Origin of the sequence: Brachybacterium squillarum M-6-3 (assembly GCF_000225825.1) — a bacterium.
Taxonomy (GTDB): Bacteria; Actinomycetota; Actinomycetes; order Actinomycetales; family Dermabacteraceae; genus Brachybacterium; species Brachybacterium squillarum.
On sequence record NZ_AGBX01000001.1, the window covers coordinates 1,088,837 to 1,109,369 of the forward strand.

At 72.8% G+C, this 20,533-nt stretch carries 21 protein-coding genes; 8 read left to right on the forward strand and 13 right to left on the reverse strand.

The window, feature by feature from the left end; all coding sequences use genetic code 11:
• Nucleotides 1-65 precede the first annotated feature (65 nt).
• Nucleotides 66-1,685, reverse strand: a complete 1,620-nt coding sequence (locus OM98_RS04815) for a chromosome partitioning protein (RefSeq protein WP_010533453.1) — start codon at nucleotides 1,683-1,685, stop codon at nucleotides 66-68.
• Between the two features lie 228 nt (nucleotides 1,686-1,913).
• Here OM98_RS04815 and OM98_RS04820 point away from each other — a divergent pair, with 228 nt between their 5' ends.
• On the forward strand, nucleotides 1,914-2,690 hold the full coding sequence (locus tag OM98_RS04820; protein WP_010533454.1) for a protein phosphatase 2C domain-containing protein: 777 nt from the start codon (nucleotides 1,914-1,916) through the stop codon (nucleotides 2,688-2,690).
• Nucleotides 2,691-3,326: 636 nt separating this feature from the next.
• Here OM98_RS04820 and OM98_RS04825 read toward each other — a convergent pair.
• The gene (locus tag OM98_RS04825; RefSeq protein WP_010533455.1) at nucleotides 3,327-4,079 is read right to left on the reverse strand and encodes a winged helix-turn-helix domain-containing protein; all 753 of its coding nucleotides are present in this window, start codon (nucleotides 4,077-4,079) and stop codon (nucleotides 3,327-3,329) included.
• A gap of 191 nt (nucleotides 4,080-4,270) precedes the next feature.
• On the opposite strand from OM98_RS04825, the gene OM98_RS15475 reads away from it, so the two are divergent.
• The gene (locus OM98_RS15475) at nucleotides 4,271-4,477 is read left to right on the forward strand and encodes a hypothetical protein (protein WP_010533456.1); all 207 of its coding nucleotides are present in this window, start codon (nucleotides 4,271-4,273) and stop codon (nucleotides 4,475-4,477) included.
• Nucleotides 4,478-4,583: 106 nt separating this feature from the next.
• Here the strand turns inward: OM98_RS15475 and OM98_RS04830 are convergent, their stop codons facing one another.
• The 5 genes from OM98_RS04830 to OM98_RS14480 all read right to left on the reverse strand — a co-directional run bounded on the left by OM98_RS04830 (nucleotide 4,584) and on the right by OM98_RS14480 (nucleotide 6,942).
• Nucleotides 4,584-4,871 carry a DUF1540 domain-containing protein gene (locus tag OM98_RS04830; protein ID WP_010533457.1) on the reverse strand — a complete coding sequence of 96 codons (288 nt, stop codon included), beginning with the start codon at nucleotides 4,869-4,871 and terminating at the stop codon, nucleotides 4,584-4,586.
• A 205-nt stretch (nucleotides 4,872-5,076) separates the two neighbouring features.
• Nucleotides 5,077-5,607: a class I SAM-dependent methyltransferase gene (locus tag OM98_RS14475; RefSeq protein ID WP_245528716.1), complete on the reverse strand. Its 531-nt coding sequence runs from the start codon at nucleotides 5,605-5,607 to the stop codon at nucleotides 5,077-5,079.
• A 12-nt stretch (nucleotides 5,608-5,619) separates the two neighbouring features.
• A complete protein-coding gene (locus OM98_RS16130; protein WP_245528717.1) occupies nucleotides 5,620-5,802 on the reverse strand; it encodes a hypothetical protein in 183 nt (60 codons plus the stop codon).
• A gap of 5 nt (nucleotides 5,803-5,807) precedes the next feature.
• Nucleotides 5,808-6,446 (reverse strand): uracil phosphoribosyltransferase, encoded by a 639-nt coding sequence (gene upp / locus OM98_RS04840; protein ID WP_010533458.1) that lies wholly within the window; start codon nucleotides 6,444-6,446, stop codon nucleotides 5,808-5,810.
• A 46-nt stretch (nucleotides 6,447-6,492) separates the two neighbouring features.
• Entirely contained in the window at nucleotides 6,493-6,942 is a 450-nt protein-coding gene (locus OM98_RS14480; protein ID WP_010533459.1) for a DUF1440 domain-containing protein, read from the reverse strand.
• A 6-nt stretch (nucleotides 6,943-6,948) separates the two neighbouring features.
• On the opposite strand from OM98_RS14480, the gene OM98_RS04850 reads away from it, so the two are divergent.
• Nucleotides 6,949-7,497 carry a dihydrofolate reductase family protein gene (locus OM98_RS04850; RefSeq protein WP_010533460.1) on the forward strand — a complete coding sequence of 183 codons (549 nt, stop codon included), beginning with the start codon at nucleotides 6,949-6,951 and terminating at the stop codon, nucleotides 7,495-7,497.
• Between the two features lie 71 nt (nucleotides 7,498-7,568).
• Nucleotides 7,569-8,012: a tRNA adenosine(34) deaminase TadA gene (gene tadA, locus OM98_RS04855; RefSeq protein WP_010533461.1), complete on the forward strand. Its 444-nt coding sequence runs from the start codon at nucleotides 7,569-7,571 to the stop codon at nucleotides 8,010-8,012.
• Between the two features lie 67 nt (nucleotides 8,013-8,079).
• On the opposite strand, the gene OM98_RS04860 is transcribed toward tadA, so the two are convergent.
• The 3 genes from OM98_RS04860 to OM98_RS16345 all read right to left on the reverse strand — a co-directional run bounded on the left by OM98_RS04860 (nucleotide 8,080) and on the right by OM98_RS16345 (nucleotide 10,191).
• Complete coding sequence (locus OM98_RS04860) at nucleotides 8,080-9,300, reverse strand: ATP-binding protein (protein WP_010533462.1); 1,221 nt, start codon at nucleotides 9,298-9,300, stop codon at nucleotides 8,080-8,082.
• A 99-nt stretch (nucleotides 9,301-9,399) separates the two neighbouring features.
• Nucleotides 9,400-9,894 carry an SRPBCC domain-containing protein gene (locus OM98_RS04865; protein ID WP_010533463.1) on the reverse strand — a complete coding sequence of 165 codons (495 nt, stop codon included), beginning with the start codon at nucleotides 9,892-9,894 and terminating at the stop codon, nucleotides 9,400-9,402.
• Nucleotides 9,895-10,062: 168 nt separating this feature from the next.
• Nucleotides 10,063-10,191: a hypothetical protein gene (locus OM98_RS16345; protein ID WP_280990797.1), complete on the reverse strand. Its 129-nt coding sequence runs from the start codon at nucleotides 10,189-10,191 to the stop codon at nucleotides 10,063-10,065.
• Between the two features lie 366 nt (nucleotides 10,192-10,557).
• On the opposite strand from OM98_RS16345, the gene OM98_RS04870 reads away from it, so the two are divergent.
• The 3 genes from OM98_RS04870 to OM98_RS04880 all read left to right on the forward strand — a co-directional run bounded on the left by OM98_RS04870 (nucleotide 10,558) and on the right by OM98_RS04880 (nucleotide 13,184).
• Nucleotides 10,558-11,574, forward strand: coding sequence for a methionine ABC transporter ATP-binding protein (locus OM98_RS04870; RefSeq protein WP_010533464.1), 1,017 nt, complete (start codon nucleotides 10,558-10,560; stop codon nucleotides 11,572-11,574).
• On the forward strand, nucleotides 11,574-12,266 hold the full coding sequence (locus OM98_RS04875; protein WP_010533465.1) for a methionine ABC transporter permease: 693 nt from the start codon (nucleotides 11,574-11,576) through the stop codon (nucleotides 12,264-12,266). The genes OM98_RS04870 and OM98_RS04875 overlap by 1 nt, the downstream gene beginning before the upstream one ends.
• 72 nt (nucleotides 12,267-12,338) lie before the next feature.
• Complete coding sequence (locus OM98_RS04880) at nucleotides 12,339-13,184, forward strand: MetQ/NlpA family ABC transporter substrate-binding protein (RefSeq protein ID WP_010533466.1); 846 nt, start codon at nucleotides 12,339-12,341, stop codon at nucleotides 13,182-13,184.
• Nucleotides 13,185-13,266: 82 nt separating this feature from the next.
• Here the strand turns inward: OM98_RS04880 and OM98_RS04885 are convergent, their stop codons facing one another.
• Nucleotides 13,267-14,475 carry a cation:proton antiporter gene (locus OM98_RS04885; RefSeq protein ID WP_033194811.1) on the reverse strand — a complete coding sequence of 403 codons (1,209 nt, stop codon included), beginning with the start codon at nucleotides 14,473-14,475 and terminating at the stop codon, nucleotides 13,267-13,269.
• A 72-nt stretch (nucleotides 14,476-14,547) separates the two neighbouring features.
• Nucleotides 14,548-16,701: a S9 family peptidase gene (locus tag OM98_RS14750; protein WP_010533468.1), complete on the reverse strand. Its 2,154-nt coding sequence runs from the start codon at nucleotides 16,699-16,701 to the stop codon at nucleotides 14,548-14,550.
• Nucleotides 16,702-17,254: 553 nt separating this feature from the next.
• On the opposite strand from OM98_RS14750, the gene OM98_RS04895 reads away from it, so the two are divergent.
• Complete coding sequence (locus OM98_RS04895) at nucleotides 17,255-18,409, forward strand: polysaccharide biosynthesis protein (RefSeq protein ID WP_245528718.1); 1,155 nt, start codon at nucleotides 17,255-17,257, stop codon at nucleotides 18,407-18,409.
• A gap of 96 nt (nucleotides 18,410-18,505) precedes the next feature.
• Here OM98_RS04895 and OM98_RS04900 read toward each other — a convergent pair whose 3' ends face one another.
• Entirely contained in the window at nucleotides 18,506-19,501 is a 996-nt protein-coding gene (locus OM98_RS04900) for an ATP-grasp domain-containing protein (protein ID WP_010533470.1), read from the reverse strand.
• Between the last annotated feature and the right edge of the window lie 1,032 nt (nucleotides 19,502-20,533).

Here is a 20,533-nt window from a genome sequence, read left to right on the forward strand (position 1 = left end):
CCAGGGTAGGGGCGGGCCCCGACGGACGAGCCCCGACGGGGCCGGTCGCGGCGGGGGCAGGACGGTCAGAGCCCGTCGACGATCTCCGCGGTCGCGTCGAGCCAGGCCTGCCTGGTCTCCTTGGAGACGCGGGAGAAGTCCAGGTGGGAGCCGTCGACGAACTGCTTCTCGAAGGGCACCTCCACGACCGCGCGGGTGTGGGAGCCGAAGTGGGTGAGCAGCCGCTCGCGCAGCCGCGGGTCCACCTTCGACTTCGCCGAGTGGGAGAGCACGGTGACGGCGTGGTCCACCTGGGTGCCCAGGCCCGTGGCGCGCAGCTCGTCGATCATCCAGGCGGCCGCGTTGAAGGTGTCCTCGCGGATGGTGGAGACGATCACGAGCTGGTCGGCGTGGCGCACGGCGGCCAGCCAGTTGGAGGCGCGCACGTTGTTGCCGGTGTCGATGACCTTGAGCCGGTAGACCCGGGAGAGCGTCTCGTCGAGCTCGGCGAAGGCGTGCTCGTCGATCGAGGCCATCGACCCGGCGTCCTCGTCGGAGGCGAGGATGTCGAATCGCATCTCGCCCTGGGGGCGGACGTAGGCGTCGAGGTCCGCGGCGCTGGTGGAGCCGGCCCGCAGCTGCTCGATGTCGTGCAGCAGGTCCACGGCGGTGCGGTGGTTGTCGCCGGGCACGCCGCGCCAGCCGAGGGTGCCCCGGGTCTCGTTGTTGTCCCAGGCCAGCACGTTGCCGCCGCGGACGGTGCCGAGGGTCGCGGCGATCATCAGCGAGGCGGTGGTCTTGTGGGCGCCGCCCTTGAGGTTCACCACGGCGATGTTCCGCGGTCCGTCCAGCGAGCGGCGGATGCGCTCGAGGCGCCGGTTCGCCTCGCGCTCGGCGCGGCCGGGGCGGGGGGAGACGGCGCCGCCGGTGAGCTTGGTCAGGGCGCCGCGCCAGCCGCGGGTGGCGCGGGCGCGGTGGGAGCGGGCGGTGGAGGACTGCAGGTCCTGCAGGGTGGGCCGCGCCGGGGCGGCGGCGTCCGCGGCCCGCCCGGGGGTGGGCTCCGCGACCGGCTCGGGGGTGGGGAGGGCTTCGCCGGGTTCCTCCCGTGGGGCCGGGTCCAGGCCGGGGCCGGCGTCCGCGGTCCCGGTCGGGGACCAGGCCGCCGCTGCCTGCTCCCCGTCCTCCCGGTGATGGGTCGGCACGGGGCCGGTGGGGTCCGGGGACTCGGCGGGCGCGGTCGCGGGCAGCTCGGGGGAGGAGGGCGCGGCCGCGGGGGTCTCCTCCTCCGGGGACGGCGAGGAGAGCGGGTCGGTCTCGGCGGCGCCGGCGACGCTCGGCGGGCCGGCGGGGGCGGCGGCGCGACGACGGTGGCCGCCGCGGCGGGGACCGGAGTCGGCGGGTGCCGCCGCCGGGGTCTCGGGCTCCGGCTCAGGGGTCGGGGCGGGCGGCGTGGGTCCGTACAGCGGGCGGTCGTCGGCCGCGCGGCCACTGATCCGGCCGGAGGGCTCCACGCGCAGGTGGTGGTGCACGTCGGGCTCGACGATGACGACGTCCAGGGGGCCCTCGGCCTCCCGGGCGGCGGCGATCATGACGTCCTTGACCTGCGCCCGGATCGCGGGCAGGTCGTCCCCGCGGAGGTCGAGCGTCCCTGCGGCGAGGTGCACGGTCGCCGTGGTGTCGGAGGTGATGCGCGCCTGCGCGATCATCGCGGGCTCCCTTCCCTGGTCGTGACGTCGGAGCGGCCCGCGGGCAGGCAGGGACCCCGGGCCGCTCCACTGTACGGGCGTGGGAGGGTCCGGTCCCTGTCCGGAGGCCCTGGCGTGGACAATGCCGCACCGGACGGGGCCCGGACGTCCCCGATGTCCGGTTCCTGCGTGGCCGCCGCGCCGGGAGGCCGGTCGTGCCCGACCCGGGGTCCTCACTAGGCTGGAGCCATGGCCGACGCCTCCGCCCCGCCCACGCCGTCCGTCTCGCTCGTCATGGAGCCGGCCGTCCCCGGCGCCGACGAGGACGCCGCCGGGTCGCTCGGCTCCGCAGCCGTCCTCGTGGACGGGGCGGGGCTGTCGGCCTCGTTGCGCGCCGGCTGTGCGCACTCCGTCGCCTGGTACTCGCACCTGCTCGCGGCCCGCCTGCTGGGCGCGCTGCAGGATCCCGCGCTGTCGCTCCGGGGGGCGCTGCGGCTCGCGATCGCCGAGGTGGCCGCGGCGCACGGCCCCGACTGCCGTCTGGAGGACGGGAGCCCCTCGGCCACGGTGGTGGCCGTGCGCTGGGGCGCGGAGCGTCTCGAGCACCTGGTGCTGGCCGACTCCTCCCTGCTGTTGGACCACGCCGACGGGCGGGTGGAGCGCCGCACGGACCCCCGGGTGGACGAGGTGGTCGCCGCCCACCGCACGGTCGCCGCCGTCGAGGCCCGGCGCAACGCCCCCGGAGGTTTCTGGGTGGCCCGGCACGAGCCGGCCGCGGCGGAGGAGGCCCGGGTGGGCTCGGTGCCGCTGACCGGGCTGCGAGCCGTGCACCTGGTCTCCGACGGGGTGACGCGGGCCGTGGACCTGCTGGGGCTGCACCGCGAGGAGGGGCTGGCGTGGGCGCTGCGGGAGCAGCCCCGGGCGCTGCTGGCGGCCATCCGGGAGGGCGAGCGCGCCCTGCCCCCCGAGCGCCGGCCCCGGAAGGTCCACGACGACGCGACGGCGCTCACGGTGCGCTGGGACTGACCGCAGCGGGTCGACGTCGCGCACCGGCTCCCGGGACCCACGGGACACGCCGAGGACACGCCGGGCGACGGTCCGGTCGGGACCACGGCCCCGACGTGCGATACGCCACTGACCGGGGACGGCCGCACTGCGGGGCGCATCTCCTGCATGAGCATGCGTGCGGCGTGAAGTGTGCACGCCAGCGCCCGGTTCCGATCCCGTAACCGGGGGCGTGCCGGTCTGATCACAATTTCAACGGAAGCGGCATTCTTGGACGCGACCTGCACGGATGGCCCGAGGTGCCGCGTTTACACCGGCAACGAAGGGGCATAGACTCTTTCCGCGACCCCGGAGTAGTGTCATGTCGGCCCTCGCGGCACGGAGCACCGCCCCGGCGATCGCAGCGATGACAACTCCATAGATGTGCCGTTCCCCAGACCCCCCTCAGGGGAGCGGCCGGACGGGCACTATGCCAGGTTCCCCCACCTGTGGCAGCCCGTCCCGCCTGTTCGCCCGCACCCACCCCTGACGGACGACAGGCTTGACGAGCGGTCCGTGAGCCCCCGAGCAATCGGTTGAGAGCTCCGGGCCGCTCGTCGCGTCCCGGGCCGGTCGCCGCGCGACCGGCCCGGTGACGAGGGGATCTCCTCCGGCGGGTCAGCCGAGGATCGACACGTCGCTGCCCGGGTCCAGGCGGTACCCGGCGCCCCGCACCGTCGAGATGAGCCGACGGTAGCGGGCCAGCTTGCTGCGCACCCGGCGCACGTGCACGTCCACGGTGCGCTCACCGGTCTCGGCCGGGGACTCCGACCACACCGACTCCATGAGCTGCTCGCGGGAGACGGTGCTGCGCGCGTGGCGGGCGAGGTGGGCCAGCAGCTCGAACTCCTTGTAGGTGAAGTCGACGTCGGCGCCGTCGATCCGCACCCGCCGGCCGTAGAGGTCGATCACCAGGGCGCTGTCCGCCCCGGCGGCCGAGGGGCTGGCGGGGCTCACCGCGGTCGCGGCCAGTGCGCGGCGGCGGGCGGCCTCGATGTCCCGTCGGGCCGGGGAGTTGGGGGAGACGACGCCGGTGCGTCGCGGTCGCAGCGGACTCACCGGGGCGGAGGCCTGCGCCCGCGGCGGCAGGGAGCGGGCGGAGCCCGGGGTGGTCGCGCGGAAGGCCTGCGGGCTGGAGACGGCCACGGCGGTGCGGCCCTGGCGGCTGACGGCCCGGCGCTGGGCGTGGGTGCGCAGCTCGTCGGCGATGAGGGCGGCCTCGACGTCGCCGGTGCCCGGGGGCAGGGTGACGGTGAGCGTGATGGTCACGCCTTCCTCGGCGGCGGAACGGGGGACGGCCCGCAGGGCGGGGCCTCCGGCGCGGGCGGTGGCGGATCGGGCGGTGGTGGGGCGATCGAGGGTGATGGTCATGATGCGGACTCTCCGAGGGGCGGCGCCTGCGGCGCGGCGGGTGGTGGGCCCGGGATCCCTGGTGATCGACGCCCGTGGGCGGATCGGGGGTGTGCTCCCGGTGGCACCTGGAGCCCGCGCCTTCCGGCCGGCTCCTGTCAGCCGACCCCGGAGGATTCTCGAGCGCTCAGAGGCTCGGCTGACGGCGCATCATGCGCATCATCATCATCATCGAGGACATCATGGAGCGGACCACCCGGTGGGCGGTCTCGCGGCGCACGATGATCGACGGCATGGCAGGAAGCATGCCGCGCGCCGCCGCCCGCGGCAAGCGGCTGTTCACATTCCGGGACGACGGCGCGGACGGAGTCATCCTGACCTGCGCTGCCCGGCGCGGCACGGATCGTGGCCGAGTGTGACCGCCGGCGTCGCGAGAGCCCTGCCCGCCCTCCCTGCCGGACGCATGAACGCCCGCCCACCGGCCGGGGCCGGGGAGCGGGCGCGTGAGCATCGGCCGGGGTGGAGTCAGCGCTGCTGGTAGGAGAGGCAGTCGGCGGCGTCGTCGCCTGCCCCCATGCGCACCGAGCTGGCGGTGCACTCGAGGTCCTGGTTGAAGGCGCAGTCGGCGCGCTGGCAGGCGCCGACCTGGGTGACGACCTTGGACAGGCCGCCCTTCACGTCCAGGGGGATGAAGGTGGCGCAGCTGGCGTCCTGCGCGACGGTCACCGCGAAGGCGTTGCAGGCCTCGTGGTGGTTGTACGAGCACCCGGTGACGGTGCACTCGGAGACGCGGGGCATGTCGACGGCGGTCATGGGGTCCTCCTCGGGTCGGGAGCCCCGAACAATGGGGCCGAACACCTCGAGTATGAACTCCTTTTCACATTCCTGCCAGCAAGGAATGGCACGCCTATTCGCTTTAGAAAACACTCTTATTTTCTATGTGTCGATGTTCTCGAAAACCCCGTGCACGGTTATTCGTCGCGATGAGTGGTCCGTGCAGGTGGGGGGTGCGGGGTGCTCAGCGGCGGCGCAGCACCAGCAGCGAATCCTCGAGCATTCCTGTACGGCCGTCGGGCGCGTTCGCGGGGCGCTCCCGCTGCTCGGCCACGACCACCGTGAAGCGCCCGGGGTCCAGGTCGAGCTGCGCTGCCTCTTCGGCGGCGGAGAGCATCCGTGCGGCGTGGTCGTGGTGGCCGGAGGCCCAGGGCGGCGGGGCCGCGTGGGAGAGGACCACCAGGTGCCCGCCCGGGGCCAGCGCTCCCGCGGCGCGGCGCAGGATCTCCACGCGCTGCAGGGCGACCTCGGAGTGGAAGAAAGAGGCGGTCACCAGGTCGACGCCGCCGGGCTCCGGCTCCCAGGTCTCCAGGTCGCGGGCCTCGAAGCGGGCGCTGCCGCGGGCGGCCGCGGCGTCGGTCCCGGCAACTCCTTCGGCGCCGCTTTCCGTGGGGGCGAGCCCGCGGGCGGCGGCCTCGGTGCGGGCGCGCTCGATCGCGCGGGTGGAGAAATCCTGGCCGGTGGCCTGCCATCCCTGCTCGGCGAGCCACAGCACGTCACCGCCCTCTCAGCAGCCCTGGTCGAGGCTGCGGCCGGGGGTCAGCTGGGCGACGGCCGCAGCGAGGGTCGCGTTGACCTTCCCGGACCACACCGGGGCGCTGTAGCGCTCCTCCCAGTGGGTGCGTGGGTCCTGCGCTGCCACCTCGGGGCTCCCGGGGTCCCCGTGGGCGTGCTGGTGCGGGTCCGTCACCGCGGTCAGTCGACCACGCCGAAGAGGCGGTCGCCGGCGTCGCCGAGGCCGGGCACGATGTACCCCTTCTCGTTGAGCTCCTGGTCGATCGAGGCGGTCACGACGGTCAGGTCGATCGCCGGGTCGAGCTGCTCCTCCAGGGCCTTCAGACCTTCGGGGGCGGCCAGCAGGGTCACGCAGGTGATGTCCTTGGCGCCCCGCTCGTGCAGGTACTCGCAGGAGGCGATCAGGGTGTGGCCGGTGGCCAGCATCGGGTCCAGCACGAAGCACTGGCGGCCGGAGAGGTCGTCGGGCAGGCGGTTCGCGTAGGTGGTGACCTCGAGGGTCTCGTCGTTGCGGACCATGCCCAGGAAGCCCACCTCGGCGGTGGGCAGCAGGCGGGTGAGCCCGTCGAGCATGCCGAGGCCGGCGCGGAGGATCGGCACCACCATCGGCTTGGGATTGGAGAGCTTGGTGCCGGTCATCTCGGTCACGGGGGTCTCGATCTGCACGGGTGCGACGGCCACGTTCCGGGTGGCCTCGTAGGCCAGCAGCGTGACCAGCTCGTCCGCCAGCTGGCGGAACACCGAGGAGTGGGTGCTGCGCTCACGCAGGACCGTGAGCTTGTGGGCGACGAGCGGGTGGTCGATCTCGAGGACGCGCATGGGGCGAATCTACCGGACGACGGCCGCTCCTCGGCCCGGGTCCGGCTCAGCGGTCGGCGGGCAGGGGCACCCAGGGGTCGGGCTGGTGGGTGATGCGGTTGCGCAGGTCACGGCGGAAGATCTCGATGACCCACATCCACAGGGCGTGCCCGAAGAACTCGGAGACGTGCTCCGCGAACGGCTGGTTCCAGGGGGCGGGCACCACGCCCATCGCCGGCATGATCACCACGTGGAAGGCGAACCACACCACGATGCCGAACACGGCGCCCTGGGCGATCGTGATCAGCGGGGTGACCTCGGCGATCTCGCAGTAGATGATCGCGAAGGCGACGGCGAAGCCGACATGGATGATGAAGGAGACGTAGGGCAGCTCGTGGCCGCGACGAGGCCCGCGATGATGCCGACGAGGAGGGCGACGCCGTAGCGCCGACGGGTGGGATCGGTGGTCCTCATGGGCATGAACCCAGGGCAGCTCCCGGCCGCGACCTGGGATCATGGTCCCGTGACCACCTACGTCTTCTACACCGCCGCCTCCCTGGACGGCTACCTGGCCGATGAGCACGACGGCCTGGACTGGCTGCTGTCCCAGCCGATGAGCACCGGAGGGCTCCTGGACTACGAGCGCTTCGTCGCCGGGGTCGGAGCCGTGGTGCTCGGGCGCAGCACCTACGACTGGCTCGCCGACCAGGGCGAGGTCGGGCCGGGCCGCTGGCCCTACGAGCAGCCCAGCTTCCTGTTCACCCACCGTGGGATCGAGCCGCCGGTCGAGCACCTGCGGGTGCTGGAAGGGGACCCCGCCGCGCACCGGGCCGCCCTGGAGGAGGCTGCGGGGGAGGGGGAGGTGTGGATCCTCGGCGGCGGGGACCTCGCCACCGCCTTCGCCCGTGCCGGGATGCTGGACCGGCTCGACCTGACCTACGCCCCGGTCACCCTCGGCGCCGGGAAGCCCCTGTCCACCGCCGGACTGGACATGGAGCTCATCGAGACCGGCCGCTCCGGTCCCTTCCTCGAGGCGCGCTACGCGGTGCACGGCCTGCGGGAGCAGGGATGAGCGCCGCGGATCCCGAGGCTCCGGGTACCGGGTCCCCTCCGGCCGATGGGGCGCTGACCGATGACGAGCTGATGGGTCTCGCGCTCGCCGAGGCCCGCGCCGCTGCCGCGCGGGAACCGGCCGACGTGCCGATCGGCGCCGTGGTCGTCGCGGCCGACGGCACGGTGCTGGCCGCGGCCGGGAACCGCCGGGAGGCGGAGGAGGACCCCACCGCCCACGCCGAGGTGCTGGCCCTGCGCGAGGCCGCCCGCGTCACCGGGCGCTGGAACCTCTCCGGCGCCACCCTGGTGGTCACCCTGGAGCCCTGCACCATGTGCGCCGGGGCGATCGTGCTCTCCCGCGTGCGGCGCCTCGTGGTCGGCGCCCCCGACCCGAAGGCCGGCGCCGCCGGCTCCCTGTTCGACCTGGTCCGCGAGCCGCGCCTGAACCACCGCGTGGAGCTGACCAGCGGGGTGCGGGAGCAGGAGTGCGGGGACCTGCTGCGCGACTTCTTCCGCGCCCGGAGGCGGCGCTGAAGGGCGGTCTAGGAGAAGATGGAAGGCTGGCGATGGACAGCAGGAGGACAGGTCTCGTCAGGTGTTGTCATCGCTTTCGGGCCCGGATGCTCTTCTTCGGAGGGACCTCGAGTTCTGGAACCGCCCGCAGCATGAACTGATCGAAGTGCGGGACGGTGAAGGCCGCGTAACCGTGATGCGGCGTGTAGAGCAGGCCCATGTCGATGAGCTCCGCTCGCGTCGGGCCCAGCTGCGTGGATTCCCGGTCGAGAAGCACAGCCACATCGGCGGCCTTGTGCGGCTCGGGCCCTAGCTCTGCCATCGCGCGCAGGTACGCCGTCTGGAGGTCGGTCGCGCGATCAAGTCGAACGCGGAAGAAGGAGCTGTCGAGTTTCGCCTGGTAGTGGTCGACGGCGTCCTCCACATCCTTTCGGGTGATCGGCGAGGATGATGCGACGCCCCAGGCTGCCCAGCCGAGCTCCTGGATGAAGTACGGGTATCCGCTCGTGACCTGATGGGCCAGAGCCAACGCCTCCTCTTCGTAGTCGGCATCCTCCAAGATGGCTGGTTCGCGGAGCGCGAGAAGGGAGTCGTCAGAGTCGAGGTTTCCGATGGTGGGGAAGGTGAAGAGTCGCTCGGCGTAGGACTTCGCGTCGCCGGCAAGCTCGGCGACCTGCGGAAGTCCGGCCCCGACGAGGATGAGTGGCAGCGATCGTTGGACCGTCTTGTGCAGGGCCATGATGACGGCTTCGAGCTGGCGGGAGCTGAGGAACTGCACCTCATCGAGCAGGATGACCACGCCTTTTCCGTGGTCCTTGGCGGCAGCCCCGAGCGCTAGGAAGACATCGGTGAGATCCATGGCCAGGTCGCCGTGATCGGCAAGCCCTTCAATGGAGTCGACGTTCAGTCCCGCCCGGAAGGTCCCCATCTGGTCCACGGAGAGCGTGAAGGAGGAAATCGCTGCTGCGGCCACCCGGAAGCGCTCCGTCCATCGTGCGCGCGGAGCCAGATCGAAGAGGATGGTCCGCAAGCTGAGAGCGAGCTGGCGTCGAAAATCCTGGTCGTCGTGGCGGGACACCTCATGGTCCAGCACGCTCCAGTCCTGGGCGAGCGCCGTGTCACGGAACTTCCCGAGAAGAACCGTCTTGCCGACGCCCCGAAGCCCGGTGATGATCATCGAGCGCGCGGACCTTCCGCGAGCGACTCGCTGGAGGAGCGTCTCGAATGACGCGAGCTGGTCGTCTCGTCCCGCCAGGACGTCCGGTTTGGCGCCGGCGTTGGGGGTGTAGGGGTTCCTGATGGGGTCCATCGCGCACCTTAGAGACCTTAGGGAGCTTTATCTTGATCTCCTAAAGTACCCTAAAGGTCCTAAGGGAAGGTGTCTGGTCAGGGGCGCAGGCGTGTCGGGTCAGGCGGTGTAGAGCGCCCGGAAGTGTTCGGCCTGGCCGGGGTAGTAGTCCGGCTCGAAGGCGATCGCGGCGACGTCCCCGCCGGTCTCGGCGGCCACCAGGCGGTCCAGGTAGAACTCCCAGCCGGGGCCGATCATCGAGGCGGCCTCGCCGTCGTCCACCCGCTGCAGCAGGGTGATCGCCGAACCCTCGGCGGTCTCCTCGACCCGCAGCTCCATCCGCCAGGCGTCCTCGCCGACGACGGTCTCGACGACCAGGCGGTGGCGCGACTCGACGGCGATCACGCGGGCGGGGGAGGAGGGGTCGCCCTCCTCGGCGGTCATGGTCACGGTGATCTCGCCGGAGGCGGCGTTCCCGCTCCAGGGGCCGAACCAGCGGGCGGTGCGGTCCGGGTCGGTGATCGCCGCCCAGGTCTCCGCGGCCGGCTGGGGCAGCTCGCGGCGCAGGGCCAGGCGGCCGTCCTCGGCGAGGGTTCCGGTGGGTCGGGCGGTCATGGGGTCCTCCTGGTGCGGCTGAGCGGGGTGGGTGTGCTGAGCGGAGCCGTGTCGGTGGGGTCCTGGTGTCCGCCCTCGCAACGGGCAGACGCCGTCGGGAGGGCGCCGTGTCAGCAGCTCCGATGCACTCCGGACGTCCCACCCAGGAGAAATGTCAGACGGCGCCGGTCAGGGCAGGTCGTCCGCGGGGGTGAACCCCTCGGGATGCTCCCGGGCGCGGCGGTGCGCGGCCTGGATCTCCGGGTCCTCGAGCAGGGCGGTGAGCTCCGCCTCCGTCACGCTGCGCACGGGATCCATGCGGAAGCTGCCTCCGCCCAGCGTAGTGCGTTCGGGCCCCAGTGCCGAGATGCCCACATGCGCCGTCGTCCACGGGGGAGGGCCCTCGCCGTCGGGGCACGTAGCCCACGGTCCGGGGAGGGGCCTGAGATACGGCCAGCTGACGGCGATGGGACGGCGGCACTGGCGCGCGACGCGACGGTGATCGTCGCCAGCATCAGCTCGATCGAGGAGCTGCGTCGACGGATGGCTCGACGCGACGTCCGATGAGACGGCGGCGGGCGGGGCGTGACGGCCCGCACAGCTCCCCCGGGCGGTGCTGTGAAGATTGTTTCTCCCTGTGAACATCCCTGCGGGCAGGGGTGCCCCCGATGGTTCACTGCCGGGGTGATCACCCTCGAAGACCTCCGCAAGGTCTTCCCCGCTCCGGGCGGGGGAGACCCCGTCGTCGCGCTCGACGGCATCGACCTGCATCTGGATCCCGGACGGATCCACGGCATCGTCGGCCGCTCCGGCGCCGGCAAGTCCACCCTGATCCGCTGCCTCACCGGCCTGGAGAAGCCCAGCTCCGGCAAGGTCCAGGTGGACGGCACCGACGTGGCCGCCCTCGACGGGGCCGCCCTGCGCGCCGCCCGGCGCAACATCGGCATGGTGTTCCAGCACGCCAACCTGCTGGACTCCCGCACCGCAGCCCAGAACATCGGCCACCCGCTCGAGATCGCCGGGGTGCCCCGCGCCGAGCGCGAGAAGCGCGTCGCCGAACTGGTGGAGATCGTCGGCCTCTCCGGCCGCGAGCACAACTACCCCGCCCAGCTCTCCGGCGGACAGGTGCAGCGCGTCGGCATCGCCCGCGGCCTGGCCGCCGAGCCGAAGGTGCTGCTGTGCGACGAGCCCACCAGTGCCCTGGACGGCGCCACCACCGCCCAGATCCTGCGCCTGCTGCAGGACCTGCGCGAGCGCCTCGGCATCACCGTCGTCATCATCACCCACGAGATGGCGGTGGTCCGCGAGGTCTGCGACACCGTCACCCTGCTGCAGGACGGCCGGATCGCCCAGACCGGCGACCTGGTGGACGTCGCCGCCGACCCGCACGGTCCGCTCTCCGCCGAGCTGATCCCGCTGCCCCCGGCCCCCACGGGCCTGGACGCCGTGATCGTGAACTGCGACTACGGCGACTCCACCAGAATCCGCACCAGCGAGGACCTCTCGCGCCTGGCCGAGCGCCACGGCGCCGAGGCCACCCTGGTCGCAGGCACCATCGAGACCATCGGCGGCCGCCAGGTGGGGCGCGTGCAGATCGCGCTGCGCAACGACTCCGGCCGCCCCATCAGCCCGGAGGGCCTGGCCGCGTACCTGCGCGAGCTGGAGACCGCCGGCGTCGTCGCCCAGGAGGTCAGCGCCTGATGGAGTGGCTGGACAACCCCGTCTTCACCACCTGGGACTCGAACACGAGCCTGTGGTCGAACACCCTGATCACCCTCTACATGACCCTCGGTACGATGCTGTTCACCGCGGTGATCGGCATCCCGCTGGGCCTGCTGCTGTACGAGACCGCCCGCTCCAGCAGCCCCGCCGCGCGCTGGGTGAACCGCATCGTCGGCTTCGTCGTCAACGTCGGCCGCTCCTTCCCCTTCATCATCCTGATCATCGCGCTGATCCCCGTCACCCGCTTCGTGGTGGGCCGCGTGACCGGCCCGAACGCCGCGATGTTCGCCCTGGCGATCTCCGCGATCCCCTTCCTGGCGCGGCTGATCGAGATCAACCTGCGGGAGATCTCCGCCGGGAAGATCGAGGCGGTCTCGATGATGGGCGCCAGCCGCTGGCAGATCATCCGCCAGGTGCTGCTGCCCGAGGCGCTGCCCGGCATCATCGGCTCGCTGACCACCACCGCCATCGCCGTCATCGGCTACACCGCGATGGCCGGCACGGTCGGCGGCAAGGGCCTCGGCGACCTCGCCATCCGCAACGGCTACCAGAGCTACGACAACGTGGTCATGGTCGCCACCGTCGCCGTGCTGGTGGTCATCGTGATCGCCGTGCAGGCCATCGGCTCGGCCCTGGCCAGCGCCGTCGACCACCGCGCCGCCACCGTCTGACCCCCCTGGCGGACGCGACCCCGCGTCCGCCCCCCTCATCCGCGACATCCCCGAACCCCCGAGGAGAACCCCATGAGCACCTTCACCCGCCGCACCACGCTCGCCGCCACCGGCGCCGGCGTCGCCGCCCTCGCCCTGTCCGCCTGCGGTGCCGGCGGCACCGAAGGCCCCCAGGAGGAGGACGGCGTCACCACCATCCGCATCGGCGCCTCCCCGGCCCCGCACGGCGAGATCCTCGCCTTCGTGCAGGAGAACCTCGCCGCCGACGCCGGCCTCGCGCTCGAGATCACCGAGTACACCGACTACCAGATCCCCAACCAGGCGCTGGCCGACGGCGACCTCGACGCGAACTTCTACCAGACCCCCGCCTTCCTCGCCGACCAGGAGGAGGAGAAGGGCTACGAGTTCTTCGGCTTCGAGGGCGTGCACGTCGAGCCGATGGGCGTCTACTCCGAGTCGATCACCAGCCTGGACGAGCTGGCCGACGGCGACACCATCGCCATCGCCAACGACCCCACCAACCGCGGCCGCGGCCTGGCCGTGCTCGCCGCGAACGACGTGATCGTGCTGGACCCGGAGGTGGCGGAGAACGCCCACACCCCGGCCGATGTCACCGAGAACCCGCTGAACCTCGAGTTCACCGAGCTCGAGGCCGCGCAGATCGCCCGCTCCCTCGGCGACTTCGCCGCCGGCGTGGTCAACGGCAACTACGCCCTCGAGGCGGGCCTGGCCCCCTCCGAGGACGCCATCGTGATCGAGGCCGGCGAGGACAACCCCAACGCCAACATGATGGTGGTGCGCGACGCCGACCAGGAGAACGAGGCCCTGGTCGCCCTGGACGGCCTGCTGCACAGCGACGAGGTCCGCACCTTCATCGAGGACACCTACACCGACGGCTCGGTGATCCCCGCCTTCTGAGCGGATCCCGCCGACGGCGCGACGCGGCCGGTGCCCTGCCTGTGCAGGGTGCCGGCCGCGTCCGCGTGCGGGTGATCGGGGCTCAGGCCTCGGCGGGTGTGCGCTCCGCGGGGGCCGCGTCCCGCGTCAGCACCCCGGACAGCAGGGGGAACAGCAGCACCGTGAGCGCACCACCGGCGACCATCACGCTGGACTGCTGCTCGGTGAGCAGCTCCGCCTCCACCGCGATCTCGGTGACGGCGACGATGATCGGCAGCCCCGCCGAGGCGTAGAGGCCCAGCGCGATCCGCTCCTTCATGGTCTCCAGGCCCGAGCCGGTGTCGGTGAACTGCTCCCGCAGGAACACCGGCAGGCCACGGACCAGCAGGATCGTGACCACGAAGGCCGCCAGGGCCCCGAGCTCGGTGGAGACGGTGCCGACGTCGATCGCCATCCCGCTGGTCACGAAGAAGACGGGGATCAGGAAGCTGAAGCCGAGCACCTGCACCTTCCCCACGAACTCCTCGTCGCCGTGGAGCATCAGTCGGCCGATCAGCATGCCCGCCATGAAGGCGCCGAGGGTCATGTCCAGGTCCAGCAGCCCCGAGAGCGTCATCAGGGTGATGAGGATCAGCATGCTCAGCCGCATGGTGGTCTGCATGGAGGTGTTGACCCCGGCCTCGATCGCGCCGCCGAGGGCGGGGATCCTCCGGAACAGGCGCACGGGCAGGGCGACCAGCAGGGCCGCGGCGATCGCGAAGCCGATCAGCACCAGGGCGCTGGCCCAGGTGGCCTTCGAGGACAGCAGCAGCGCCATCGCGATGATGGGCCCGAGCTCGCCGAGGGCGCCGTGGACCAGCGTGGCCGAGCCGAGCCGGGTGCCGGTGGCGCCGGCATCCTGCATCATCGGCAGCAGGGTGCCCAGTGCCGTCGAGGTCGAGGCGATGCCCAGCACGATCGCGGCCCGGGGGTTCCCCTGCACGATCATCAACCCGGCGCCGATGCCCAGCGCCAGGCAGAGCATCCAGGTCGTCGCCGCGCTGCGCCCCTGGCGGCTGCGCATCGCCGCGGGGTCGATCTCGAGCCCGGCCAGCAGGAACAGCAGCCCCAGTCCGATCTCCCGGACCAGGGTGATGCCCTGGGTCTGCACGGCCAGGCCCAGGCCGTCGGGACCGATCACGGCGCCGAGCACCAGCAGCCAGACCACGTCGGGCACCTTCTTGCGGGTCAGGCTCGCCAGCAGGGGCGCCGCCATCGCGGCCAGGGCGATCCACCAGACCGAGATGAGGTCGCCGAGCACCGTGTGTTCCATGCGCACCAGGCTACGGGCCGAGCTGCCCGCCCCGGCATCGGTCCGGGTCGGGGAGATCAGAGTCGAGGCTGGTCAGGAGCGCAGCGCGGTGGCGTCGAGCTGGTCCAGCAGCCAGGCCAGCTCCTCGGCCCGCTGCTCGAACTTCCGGTAACGGCCGGAGCGGCCGCCGTGCCCGGCGACCATCTCGCAGCGGAACAGGATGGGCCGCTCAGCCTGGTCGGAGGTGACGGTCTCCCGCAGCCGGGCCACCCACTTGGCGGGCTCCACGAAGAACACGCGGGTGTCGTTCAGCGAGGTCGCCGCGAAGACCGCCGGGTACTCGACGGCGCGGACGTTCTCGTAGGGGCTGTAGGTGCGCATGTAGCGGTACACCTCCTCGCTGGCCACCGGGTTGCCCCACTCCTCCCACTCGCCGACGGTCAGCGGCAGGGAGGGATCCAGGATGGTGGTCAACGCGTCCACGAAGGGCACCCCGGCGAGCATCGCCCGGAACCGCTCGGGGGCCAGGTTCGCGACGGCCCCCATCAGCAGGCCGCCCGCGCTGCGGCCCTCGGCGGCCAACCGCGCCGGGTCCACCCGGCCGGAGGTGACGAGGTGGTCGGCGGCTGCCACGAAGTCGGTGAAGGTGTTCCTCTTGTGCAGCAGCTTGCCCTGCTCGTACCAGGCGCGGCCCATCTCCCCGCCGCCGCGGACATGGGCGATGGCGAGCACGAGGCCGCGGTCCAGCAGGGAGAGCCGGGAGGCGACGAAGGAGGGGTCCACGGAGATCTCGTAGGAGCCGTAGCCGTACAGGTACCCGGGCGCGGTGCCGTCCCGGGGCACGTCCCGCCGCGCCACCACGGAGATCGGCACCGCGGTGCCGTCCGCGGCGCGGGCCCACTCCCGGTGCTCCTCGTACAGCTCCGGGTCGTAGCCGGGCACCGGGGTGCGGCGCAGCACCGTGTCCTCACCGGTGGTGAGGTCCCGCTCGGCGACCGTGTCCGGGGTGAGCATGCTGCCCAGGCGGTAGCGCAGGGTGGGCGTCTCCCAGCGCGGGTTCGCGTCCAGCTCCACGGCGTCGAGCTCGCCGCCGTGGCTCACGTCCGCGGCGGCCGCGACGTCCAGCGAGCCGTCCGCCCGGCGCGGCAGCACCCGCACCGCGGCCAGGCCCCCGCTGCGCAGCTCCAGGGCGACGGCCGCGGCGAAGGCCTCGACCCCGAGCAGCCGCTCGCCCTCGCCGGCCTCCAGCAGCGGGTGCCAGGAGCCGGGATCCTCCAGGGACGCCTCGGCCAGGGCGAATCCCTCGACCCCGTCGTTGTGCACGATCAGCAGGCGGTCCCCGGCGTGCTCCACCGTGTAGTCCACGCCCTCGCGGCGGCCGCCGGCCGGGCGCAGCGGGCCGGTGGGCTCGTGCAGGTCCAGCAGCCAGGCCTCCGCGGTGGTGGTGGAGCCCGACTGCACCACCAGGGTGGAGCCGTCGCGGGAGCGCTCGAACCAGACGGTGAAGCGCTCGTCGGGCTCCTCCAGCACCAGCACGTCCTCCGCGGAGGGGGAGCCGATCCGGTGCCGCCAGATCTGGTGCTGCCGCCAGGCGTCGTCCACCCGGGCGTAGAACAGGTGCTGCCGGTCCGCGGAGAAGGCCAGGCCGTAGCCGGCGCCGGTGACGGCCTCGTCGATCACGGTGCCGGTGCCCAGCTCGGTGACGCGGAGGGTGAAGCGCTCGTCGCCGCTGAGGTCGACGGCGTGGGCCAGCAGGTCGTGCGCGGGGGAGAGGGCCATCCCGCCGAGCTGGTAGAACTCGGCGCCCGCGGCCTCGGCCTGTGCGTCCAACACCATCTCCTCCCCGGGCAGCCATGCCTCCGGATCGACCTCCGGCACGCCACCGGCGCCGCGCGGCAGCTCGGGACCCTCGGGGACGCGGGTGAAGGCCGGGTAGTCGTGCCCGGCGGTGGTGCGGGTCAGGTACCACCAGTCGCCGCGGCGCAGCGGGACGGACAGGTCCGTCTCCAGGGTGTGGCCGACGAACTCGGCGACCAGGGTTCCGCGCAGGTCCGCGAGGTGTGCCGTGCGCGCCTCGGCGTAGGCGTTCTCCGCCTCCAGGTGCGCGCGGACCTCCGGGTCCTCCTTGTCGCGCAGCCACTCGTAGGGGTCGACCACCTCCTCGCCGTGGGCACGACGCACGGTGGGGCGGTGCGCGGGGCGGGGTGCGGCGGGGAGGGAGCTCGAGGTCGAGGTGGCGGAGGTCATGGCCTCGAGCCTATCCGGCCTGCTCGCGGCGTCGCGGACCCGCCCGCAGGCACATCCCGCGGGGACCTCGGTTTCCCTCCGACGGCCCGTCGAACGATCCCGGACGGCCCGGGAGGACACGAACCGATCACGACTCCTCGGTCACCCGCAGGGCGGACGTACAGTAAGAATCGCCCCCCGTCCCGGTGACGCATGGGGCACGGCTCGGTCAAGGCTCCGCCAGGGCGGAGCTCGGCACCGATGCCTGCACGCCTCGGGGCCTCGTGCCCCGGCTCCGGCACGCCGTCTCCCCCTGGCGGCGGCCGTGGACCGTCCGCCCGGCGGGCCCCGTGCCCTTCCTCCCGATCACCGGCCGGCCCTCACCGTTCCCCCTACCACCGTTCCCCCTACCGGGCCCCTCGGCGCGCCCCGGGCCGCACCCTCGACGGCGCGTGCCCCTGCGCTCCGCGCTGCCCGGGCGCCGACGCACGCCCGGGTCGCGCCCGGGCCCACCACCATCAGCGGATCCTCCGGTCCGCAGCCGAGCAGGATGTCGAGCAGAAGAGGTATGACGATGCGTGCTCACGCACGACGACGGCACGAGCCGCCGCGACCCACCGCACCGGGCGGGATGGTCACCTGGGACATGGATCTGGAGGAGCTGGCCCGTCACCTGGCGGCCCTGAGCGGCCGCACCGCCCCGGTCCCCGACCTGGCCCCCGTGGCCGAGCTGGTGGAGGGCAAGCGGGTGCTGGTCTCCGGCGCGGGCGGCTCCATCGGGTCCGAGCTCACCCGGCAGCTCCACGGCCTCGGACCCGCCCAGCTGCTGATGCTGGACCGCGACGAGTCGGCCCTGCAGCGGCTCCAGCTCGGGCTCGACGGCCACGGCCTCCTGCAGACCCCGGACACGGTGCTGGCGGACATCCGCGACGCCCGCGGGGTGGACCGGGTGATCGCCGAGCACCGTCCCCACCTGGTGTTCCACGCGGCGGCGCTCAAGCACCTGCCGCTGCTGCAGGCCAACCCCCACGAGGCCTGGCAGACCAACGTCCACGGCACCCGCCACCTGCTGGAGGCCGCCGAGCGCCACGGCGTGGAGCGCTTCGTGAACATCTCGACCGACAAGGCCGCGGATCCGGTCAATGTGCTCGGCCGCTCCAAGCGGCTGGCCGAGGCGCTCACGGCCCACGTGGCGGCACGCAGCGGGCTGCCCTACGTCTCGGTGCGCTTCGGGAACGTGCTGGCCTCCCGGGGATCCGTGGTCCCGACCTTCGTGCAGCAGGTGCGGCGCGGCGGTCCGCTCACCGTCACCCACCCCGAGGTCACGCGCTACGTGATGACCATCGCCCAGGCGTGCCAGCTGGTCCTCTCGGCCGTGGTGGGCGGTCGCCCGGGGGAGACCCTGGTGCTGGACATGGGCGACCCGGTGCGGGTCGCGGACATCGCCGCCGCCATCGCCGAGCTGGCGGGCGTGCCCTGCCCGATCGTCTACACCGGGCTGCGGGCGGGGGAGAAGCTGCACGAGGACCTGTTCTGCGCCTCCGAGGAGGACGAGCGGGCCGTCAGCGGGGGGCTCACCGCCGTGCGCTGCCCCGCTCTGGACCCGGCCGGGCTGCCCGGCATCGCCGACCGCGGTCCCGCGACACGGGAGCTGCTGCTGGGGGAGGGCGACCCGGTCGCGCGGATCCCGGCACCGGCCTCCGCGGCGGTGGCGGAGCTCGCCGGCTGAGACCCCTGCCCTCTGCCTTCCGACCCCGGCCCCGAGCGTCCTCCTGGCGGACACGGTCGGGGCCCGTCGGCATGCCCGGCGCCGCCGGGCGGACGCTCAGGGGGAGACGGTCGGCGGGGTGGCCGGCGGGCGCTCCTCGCCGCCGGAGGGGTCGATGCCGGCCAGGGCCACGTCCAGCAGCTCGGGGGCCAGCCGCAGGTGCTGGCCGAAGGTGGCGTCGATGTCGGTGACCACGGGGGAGCCGTCCGAGGCCAGCATGATCTCGACCGTGGAGGGGCCGGTGAGCCCCACGGCGCGGATCGCGGCGAGGGCCCGGCGCTCGATCTCCGGCGCCTCCAGGCGGGAGGCCGACTCGGGGATGCCGGTGGGAGCGGGAGGCCCCCAGGGACGGTCCTGGCCGGAGGGATCGCGCACGACGGCCGCGAGACGCCCGGAGCGGCCCTGGACGGGCCGATGGGCCATCACCCGGTAGTGGTCCCCGGGGAGGGTCTCCCGGAGGATCCAGTCGTCGTCGATCGCCTCCCAGTTCTCGGAGTCGGTGTCGGCGATGAGCAACGCGGAGCGGGTGTTCCGCTTGGAGCGCGGGGAGGCCACGAAGGGGCCGCCGAAGAGCTCGAGCGCCTCGCGGACGTCGGCCACGTCGCCGGGCAGCGCGAAGCGGGGGACGCGCACGTCGCGGCTGTGGAGGTAGGAGAGGGCGAAGAGCCGGTCGGAGACCAGCGCCACCGGGCCTGCGCCGGCGATCATCACGGAGGCGCCGAGCCCCTCGAGCAGGGTGCGGGCGGCCGAGAGCTCGGCCACCTCGGCGGGCAGGGTCGGGATCACCAGGTCGGCGTGGGACTCCGCGACCAGGCGGGCGAGGGCGGGCACGCTGCCCATGCTGTGATGGCCGGTGGCGTCGTGGTGCCCGTCGCGGACGGGCCCCAGGGGGCGGGAGCGCGGCGTGTCCACCCCGATCACGTGGTGTCCGCGCTGGGTGAGCAGCGCGACCACGATCGCCCCGGCGGCACGGTCGGCGCCGGTGACCACGGTCGTGGGCGTGGGGTCCTCCTCCGCCTCGTGCGAGCGCGGCGGCGGCTCGGGCTGGCTCATGGCATTCGTACCTCTCAGTGTCCCTCGCTCCCGGACCCGGGATGCCCCCGGAGGTCCGTCCTGCAACCGGCACGAGGCGGGGAGGGCGGGCTCCGCAGCGTCCCCTCGTCCGGTTGCATCCCCCCAACCAGTTGAAAATGGTACTGATGAGAAGACTACGACGGGATTCGGACGAACGGTGCAGGTTCGGGGTGTCGTGGTGCTGTTCCCGGATGATGTGGAAGCGCTCTCTCCTGTTCCGGGAGCTGCAGGTGGGCGCAGCGGCGGACGACGGGGGCCGACCTCGCCGCGACGGCGGTCGCGGGCTTCGCGGGGGTTGCCAAAGGCGCGATCCAGGGGTATGAATCGGGTCATATCGGGCATGGTCCCGTGGCATGGATCCCTCTGGCAAGGGTGTCGGGGGGCATGTCGTGATCCTGGATCGGAGGAGCGGATGGCCGGAGCGCACGGGGCGGCAGCGTGTCCAGGTCCGTACGAGAGGTTCGGAGCCGGGCTTCGGGCGGATTGAGACGATGTGGCACAGATCGCGTGTCGTGTCCCACGTCGTGGGGGTCGCCTGCGGCGATGCGCCGGGCGTGTCACTCCGACAAAAAGTCGGAAAAGCTTCTCTGACCTGCGTCTCCGAGGGGCCTTGCATTGGGTGACGGGACTCCGGTCCCGATAACGTCCCGGTAACGCGGAGCGGGTGGACCGCTCTTGCGCCGCTTCTTCCTGCCCGTTTAGGGTTAAACCGCTCCGTGTCGGGATTGCCCGGCATCGGACAGATGCACGAGACACCCGCCTTCCCGGCAGGGGGGACGCAGTCCGGTTCCGACCTCGAGTCGCCCAGCCGGAGTCCATGTCGGGGAACGGTGTCCTGTGATTGCAGAGGAGAGCCGTCGACCCCGGTCCCGGCACCATGACCTGCTGGCCACGATGCCTGTGCGCACCATTGCACCCGGCCCCCGCTCACGCGGTAGCGCTGTCGTCCCGATCTTCGCGCACGCCGCTTTCATCGTGCCTACCTCCGTAGGTCCGTTCGTCGAACCCTGA